This window comes from Nocardia noduli (genome assembly GCF_019038455.1).
Lineage (GTDB): Bacteria > Actinomycetota > Actinomycetes > Mycobacteriales > Mycobacteriaceae > Nocardia > Nocardia noduli.
Genome location: NZ_JAFMPL010000189.1, coordinates 1 through 6744, shown reverse-complemented (window position 1 = coordinate 6744; position 6744 = coordinate 1). Strand labels below are relative to the sequence as shown.

The 6744-nt window shown below is 68.8% G+C and carries 4 protein-coding genes; 2 read left to right on the top strand and 2 right to left on the bottom strand.

Annotated elements, in window-relative coordinates:
• Window positions 1-646: TerD family protein (locus tag JZ792_RS40410; RefSeq protein WP_216918169.1), on the top strand; the 646-nt coding region annotated here is incomplete at its 5' end.
• A gap of 27 nt (window positions 647-673) precedes the next feature.
• The gene (locus JZ792_RS40405) at window positions 674-2230 is read left to right on the top strand and encodes a TerD family protein (RefSeq protein ID WP_254191061.1); all 1557 of its coding nucleotides are present in this window, start codon (window positions 674-676) and stop codon (window positions 2228-2230) included.
• 11 nt (window positions 2231-2241) lie between these two features.
• On the opposite strand, the gene JZ792_RS40400 is transcribed toward JZ792_RS40405, so the two are convergent.
• Window positions 2242-3960 (bottom strand): glycosyltransferase family 87 protein, encoded by a 1719-nt coding sequence (locus JZ792_RS40400; RefSeq protein ID WP_308165644.1) that lies wholly within the window; start codon window positions 3958-3960, stop codon window positions 2242-2244.
• 121 nt (window positions 3961-4081) lie between these two features.
• The gene (locus JZ792_RS40395) at window positions 4082-6232 is read right to left on the bottom strand and encodes a transglycosylase domain-containing protein (protein ID WP_216918171.1); all 2151 of its coding nucleotides are present in this window, start codon (window positions 6230-6232) and stop codon (window positions 4082-4084) included.
• Window positions 6233-6744 lie beyond the last annotated feature (512 nt).

Below are 6744 nucleotides of genomic sequence, written 5' to 3'. Positions count from 1 at the left end.
GGGTTACCCGCCCCCGCAGCAGGCGGCGCCGCAGCCGACCGGCGAGGTGAGCCTGAGCAAGGACCGGCCGGTCAGCTTGCAGAAGGGGCAGAAGGTCACCCTCCGCAAGGAGGGCGGCACCGCGCTCACCTTCGTCAAGATGGGCCTCGGCTGGGATCCGGTACAGACCCGCGGCATGTTCGGCAATCGCACCGTCGACATCGATCTCGACGCCTCGGTCATCATGTTCGCCGATATGAACCCCGCCGATTACGCCTACTACGGCCAACTCTCGTCCAAGGACGGATCGGTCCGGCACCAGGGCGACAATCTCACCGGTGAGGGCGAGGGCGACGACGAGGTGATCCTGGTCGACCTCACCAGGATCCCGGCTCACATCACCACCCTGATATTCATCGTCACCTCCTACAAGGGACATACCTTCGAACAGGTGCAGAACGCGTTCTGCCGCTTGGTCGACGGAGCCAACAACGCCGAGCTGGCCCGGTACACCCTCGCGGGCGGTATGCGGTTCACCGCGATGGCGATGGCGAAGGTCTACCGGTCCGGGGGCGATTGGAAGATGCAGGCGCTCGGCGAGGGGTTCCAGGCCAAACATCCCGGCGAGGCGATTCCGCAATTGGGCCGGTTCCTTTCGGCCAACTGAGGCGTGCACGGCAGGGTAGAACACGTGATGCAGCTCAAGGCGGGCCAGAATTTCGCGCTGTCCGGCGATACCGTTCGATTCAGCGCGGAAGCCGAGGTGGCCCTCGATATCTCGGCGCTGGTGGTGGCGGAGAACCTGCGGGTCATCGAGCCCGAGGACTTCGTCTTCTACAACCAGCCGGGCACCTCCGGCGTGAGCCTGTCCGAGGGCGGGGTGACGATAAGCCTCGCCCAGGTGCGTCCGGAGGCCAAGGCGGTGCTGCTCGTGGTCAGTGCCGACCCGGCCGCGCCCGCCGCGCCGGGGCTCGGTCCCGTGGTCGCCACGCTGGCCGAGAACAGCACGGTGACGGCGGAATTCGCCATCACGCCGACGGCGGGGGAGACCGCGCTGATCTGCTTCGAGGTGTATCGGCGCGGCGCGGACTGGAAGGCGCGCGCGATCGGGCAGGGCTATGCGGGCGGGCTGGAGGTCCTGCTCCCCGCGCACGGTGTCGACGTGGACGCCCCCGCCGACGCCCCGCCGACGCCCGCCCGCGACACGCTCTCCGCTCCGCAGGCGGGCGCGCATCCCACCGGACCCGCGCCGGTCGAAGTGGCGCACGGTCTGGAACGGCTGTGGATGATCTTCGAGGACGCCGCCCGCTCGGCCGCAGCCTTGATCTCGGCCCGCGATTACGCCGCCACCAGGCTCGACACCGAATTATCCGCCGCGGTGGCCGATCCCGCGACGCGCAACGGACCGGACGCCGTCACCGCCCGCCGGGAGGCGCAGCGCCGCGCCGACGAACTGATCGCGACGGCCGAGAGCAATCATCGGCGCGACGCCGAACATCTCATACGTGAACTTGCCGAGGCCGACCGCAAACTGCCGCCCGCCCTCGCCTCGTGGACCTCGCCCGCCTGGGACGGTCCGCCCGCCCCGAGCGACGGTATCCGTCTCGGCGAGCTGTACGCGATCGAACGCGGACCTTTGCGTGTGCCCTACTGCGTTCCGGTGCCGCTCACCCGGCCGCTGTGGATCGATACCGAGAGTTCGGCGGCGGTCGTTCCCGTCGTCGGCGCACTGCTGGCCCGGCTGCTCGTCGCCGATCCCGGCAGGCGAACCAGTATGGATGTCATCGATCTGACCGGCGCTTTCGCGGGACTGCTCACCCCGCTGTCCTCGGTGCTCAACGGGCCGGTGGTCACCGACCACGCCGACATCTCACCGCGGCTACAGGCCCTCGCCGATGCCGCCGAACTCGCCGAGATGGCGTACACCAGCGGCAATTTCGTGCCGCCGCAGGTGCACCGGGTACTGCTCGCCGCCGACTTCCCGCACGGTTACCAGGCCTCCGACGCGGTCCGTATCGGTTCCCTGATCACCAGGGGTGATCTGATCGGGCTGTCCATCGTGATCGTCGGCAGCGACGAATCCGAATCCGGCGAGAGCGCGGTCTCCCTGCTGTCGCAAACCTGTCGGCACCTGCCGACGATCGACGACACGCCCCTGTTCGATCCGTGGACGTCGAGCGCCTGGCAACTCGAACTCGACCTGCTGCCACGCGATCCCGCGCACCGGGCCCGACTGCTGCGCGCCGACTGACCGGAGCGAGTTCAGCGGCGGACGCGCGAATCCTCGTATCGGTCACCGATCCTGCTCGGCCGCAGCAGCGCCGGAAGCCACGGGCGCGGCGGATCGGGCAGCCGATCCAGGATTCCGCCCACCGGGTCGTCGACACCGTCGCGGCGGACGAGATCTTCGTCGGGCCGGTAGATCTGGCGGACGATGACCGCGCACAGGGCGATGACGGCCAGGTCGCGCAGGATCACCGTGCCGGTGAACCACTGCTCCGGCACGCCTTTCCGGTCCAGGCCCAGGTAGTAGAACATGCGCGGAACCCAGACCAGCGCGTCGATCGTCATCCAGACCAGCAGGATGCGCCGGTGCGGTAGGGCGAGCACGGCCACCGGGACCAGCCACAGCGAATACTGCGGGCTCCACACCTTGTTCGTCAGCAGGAACGCGGCGATCACCAGGAAACACAGTTGGGCCAGGCGGGGACGTCGCGGCGCGGTGAGCGCGATATAGCCGATGATCAGGCAGGCCACCACGAACAGCAGCAGTGAGACCAGATTGAGGATCGTCGGCGCGACACCGTGGGGCAGATACCCGTCGAAACCCTGCCACCCCGTGAACGAGGTGATGACGTTGTAGATCGAATCCGGATCGGCGTGCCTGGTGGTGTTGAGCCGGAAGAATTCGCGCCAGCCGTCCGGGAAGAGCACGGCGATGGGCAGATTCACCGCGATCCAGGTGCCCGCCGCGGCCGCGATCGTCGTCGCCGCCGCGCCGAGCGGACGCAGGGCGAGCAGTTCGATGCGCGTCGGGATCCCGCGTATCCAGTTCATCAGCGCCGAGGGGCTGTCGATATCGCGGATCCGCGGCAGACCCGAACCGTAGCCGGGCATCCGGTACATCGGGTCCGTGCGCAGGGCCAGCACGAGGATCGGGCCGAGCAGCAGCAGCGGATAGAGTTTCGCCGCGCCGCCGAGGCCGAGCAGTACCCCGGCCAGCACCGGCCGTCTGCGCGCCCAGGCGAGCAGGCCGGTCGCGGCGAGTGCGGTCGCGATGGCGTCGAAATTGGTGAAGGCGTGCACGAGGACCAGCGGTGAACAGGCGATGAGCGCGGCGTCCCAGATCCGGCGTCCGGCGAGCATGGCCGAGGCCCACACCGTGACCAGCCACGCCAGCGCCAGCCCGACGGCGATCACGTTGAAGTAGATGACCACTTGGAGCGCGCCGGGCAGCGGGGTACTGTCCCACGCCTTGGCGATCTGCATGCCGACGTACTGGTAGAGCCCCGAGAGCACCGGATACTCCATGTATCTGGTCTCGGTGCCGCCGTCGGGAGTGTCCTCGGTCCACTGTTTCTTGTAGGGGAAGGCGCCCTCGTCCAGTCGCTCCGCGCCGTAGAGCGGGACCGTGTCGGAGTAGCACATGGCGACGTACTGCCTGCCGTTGTGCCAGTCCAGGGTGGGTTTACCGTCGGGACCGTCGGTCTGCTGGATGCAGCCCGCTTTACTCGCCCAGCCGAGCGCGAGGAAGATCAGCGTGAATACGAACAGCACCCGCAACGGCGTCCAGATCCTGACCCGGCCGATGAGCGCGTGATCGCCGACCGGGCCGCCGACCACCGTCGACAGTTGCGAGGCCAGGGAATCGTTGCGGCTCGGTTTGTCCCTGTCATCCGCCGAGCGCAGGTCCGGCGCGAGCGGCGCGGGTGAAACCGAACGTGTCCCGCCGCCGGGCCCCCCGCTGGACAGCGGCGCGATCGCGCTGCTCCGCTCATCCACCACTTGCTGATCGGTCACGGTATTCGAGGGTAGTTGGCCCCGTGCGAAAGGGCCGAAGCCGACTCGTTCGTCGGCTCCGGCCCTTTCCGTGATTCGGAGGCTAGCGGCTCCTGGTCGGCACGGGTTTCGGGGATTCGTCCTCGGTGTCGCTGTTACCCGGTCTGGATCCCGTCGTGGGCTGGGCCCCACTGCTCGGTGCGACCGGCTGGCCCGGCAGCGGGCCGGGATCATCCTGTTTCGGCTGTTGCTGCTGGCTCTGCGGATTCGGCTGGACGCCCGGTACCGGAATGGTGATGCCGGGCAGGATCTCGACCTGGGTCGGCGCGACCACGACCGGCGGCACGAAGGACGGCACCGTCGTCGACGGCGGCGTGTAGGCCGCACTCCACTCCGGCACACCGGACTGGCCCTTGATCGGAGCGGGTTTGGGGAAGGACTCGTTCGAGGTGCCCGAGAGCGCCCCGTCCATGGTGGCCTTCCAGATATCCGACGGAAGGCTGGAACCGTAGATCATCGCGCCGCCGTAGTTGCGCAGCGGCGTGTTGTCGACGCTGCCGACCCAGACGGCGGTGGACAGCGACGGGGTGTACCCGACCATCCAGGCGTCCTTGTTCTCGCCGGTGTCGCCGAGCTGTGCGGTGCCGGTCTTGGAGGCCGACTCGCGTCCGCCCGCGAGCCCGTGATTGCGCGAATAGCCCGCGATGGGCTTCATCGCGGCGGTCGCGTTGTCCGCGACGGCCGCGGCGACCCGCTGCTCACCGGCCACGTCGCCACGGTCGAAGAGGACCTGGCCGTCGGCGGTCACCACCTTCTGCACGAAATGGGGTGCGTGGTACATGCCGGACGCCGCCAGAGTGGCGTACGCCGAGGCCATGTCGAGCGGCCTGGCCTGGTACTGGCCGAGCACGATGCCGTTGTTCGGTCCGGAACCGTCGGGTTCGGTGAGGGTCTTGCCGACGCCGGGAAGAGTCTCCGGGATTCCGAGCTTGTGGCCCATGTCGGCGATTTTCTGCGGACCGTTGCCCATATCGATCTGCATCCGGTAGAAGCTGGTGTTCAGCGACCGCTTCAGCGCCTCGGCGATGGTGCAGGTGCCGCACTGTTCGCCCTCGACATTGGTGATCTTGATGCCGTTGACCGTGACCGGCGAGCTGTCGTACATCTGCGACAACGGAACGCCCTGCTCCAGATTCGCCGCGAGACCGATCACCTTGAACGACGATCCGGTCTGCAATGCGGCATTGGCGAAGTCGTAGCCCTGGCCGTCGTTGCCCCCGTAGTAGGCGCGCACGGCGCCCGTCTTCGGATCGATCGACACCGCCGCGGCGCGCAGCTGCTCCGGCTCGCCCTCCATGGTCGAGGTCGCCGCGTCGACGGCGGCCTGCTGGGCCTTGGGGTCGATGGTGGTGGTGATCTGCAAGCCCTCGGTATTGAGCGCCTTCTCGCTGATACCCGCGGCGGCGAGTTCCTCGAGCACCTGGTTCTTGATCAGGCCCTCGGGGCCGGAGTCGAGGGTTTTGTCCTGGGTGGCGGTGACCGGAAGTACAGCCGGGTACTGCATGCTCTGCCGCTCGGCGGCCGCCAGATTGCCGCCGTCGACCATGCCGTCGAGCACATAGCTCCAGCGCGTCTTGGCGCCTTCCGGGTTCTTCTCCGGGTCCAGCAGCGACGGCAGCTGAATGGTCGCGGCGAGGACGGCGCCCTCGGCCGGGTTCAATTCCTGCACCGGCTTACCGAAGTAGGCCTTGGCCGCCGCGTCGATACCGTAGGCGCCGCGACCGAAATAGATCGTGTTGAGGTAGGCCGTCAGGATCTCGTCCTTGCTCCACTGCCTGGCCATCTTCGCCGAGACGACCAACTCGTGCAGTTTTCGGCTGAGCGAGCGCTCATCGCCGACCAGCGCGTTCTTCACGTACTGCTGGGTGATGGTCGAACCACCGCCCGCGCTCTCCTTGCCGAGCAGGTTGTCGCGCGCGGCGCGGGCGAAGCCGGTGGCCGAGAAGCCGGGGTTGGTGTAGAAATCACGGTCCTCGGCGGCGATCACCGCGTTGCGCACATGCGGCGGGATCTGCTCGATGGTGACGTCGGTGCGGTTGCCCTGCGGCGGCACCACCTTGCTGAGCACGGTCGAGCCGTCGCTGGCGTAGATCAGCGCGACCTGGTTGGTCTTCAGATCGCCGGGTTTCGGTACCGAGACCGTGGTGTAGGCGACGATCGCGACCGTGCTCACCGACAGGATGACGACCGCCATCAGCGCGTAGATGGTGCGGCGAATCGTCTTCCACGGGATCTTGCGTTTCTGTCCGGGAGCACGGCCGTCGGGACCGTCGGTGCCGTCACCGCCGCCGCCGCGCCGAGGCGGCGGACCCGAAGGCGGTCCGCCCGCGGTCGCGCGCCGTTCTCCGGTGGTGCCGCCGGTGCCGTTGGGCCGCCTCGCGCCGGGACGGCCGTCGACGACGGGCCTGGAGCCGGTGGCGGGACGAGCGCCGGGGGCGGGGCGCTCGGCGGAGGTCGGCCGGGGACCGGTGACCGGTCCGCCGCGCCGCTCGCGTTCGGCAACCGCTTCGCTCAGCGACGCGGGCCGAGGACCACCCTGACGGGGGCTCGCGGGGTCGCCGGGGCGCTGGGCGCGTCCCGGCGCGGGCTGACCGGGCCGGACGATCTTCTGGGTCGCCTGCGGATTGCCCTGACCGGGTTGCGGCCGGGGCTGGGGCCGCTGGTTCGGCGGCGGAACCGGCCGCTGCGGGGGCTGCTGACCACGGG

Coding starts and splice junctions, on each gene's coding strand:
- JZ792_RS40405 (WP_254191061.1), top strand. CDS start 674: ATGCAGCTCAAGGCGGGCCAGAATTTCGCGCTGTCCGGCGATACCGTT.
- JZ792_RS40395 (WP_216918171.1), bottom strand. CDS start 6,232: ATGGCGGTCGTCATCCTGTCGGTGAGCACGGTCGCGATCGTCGCCTAC.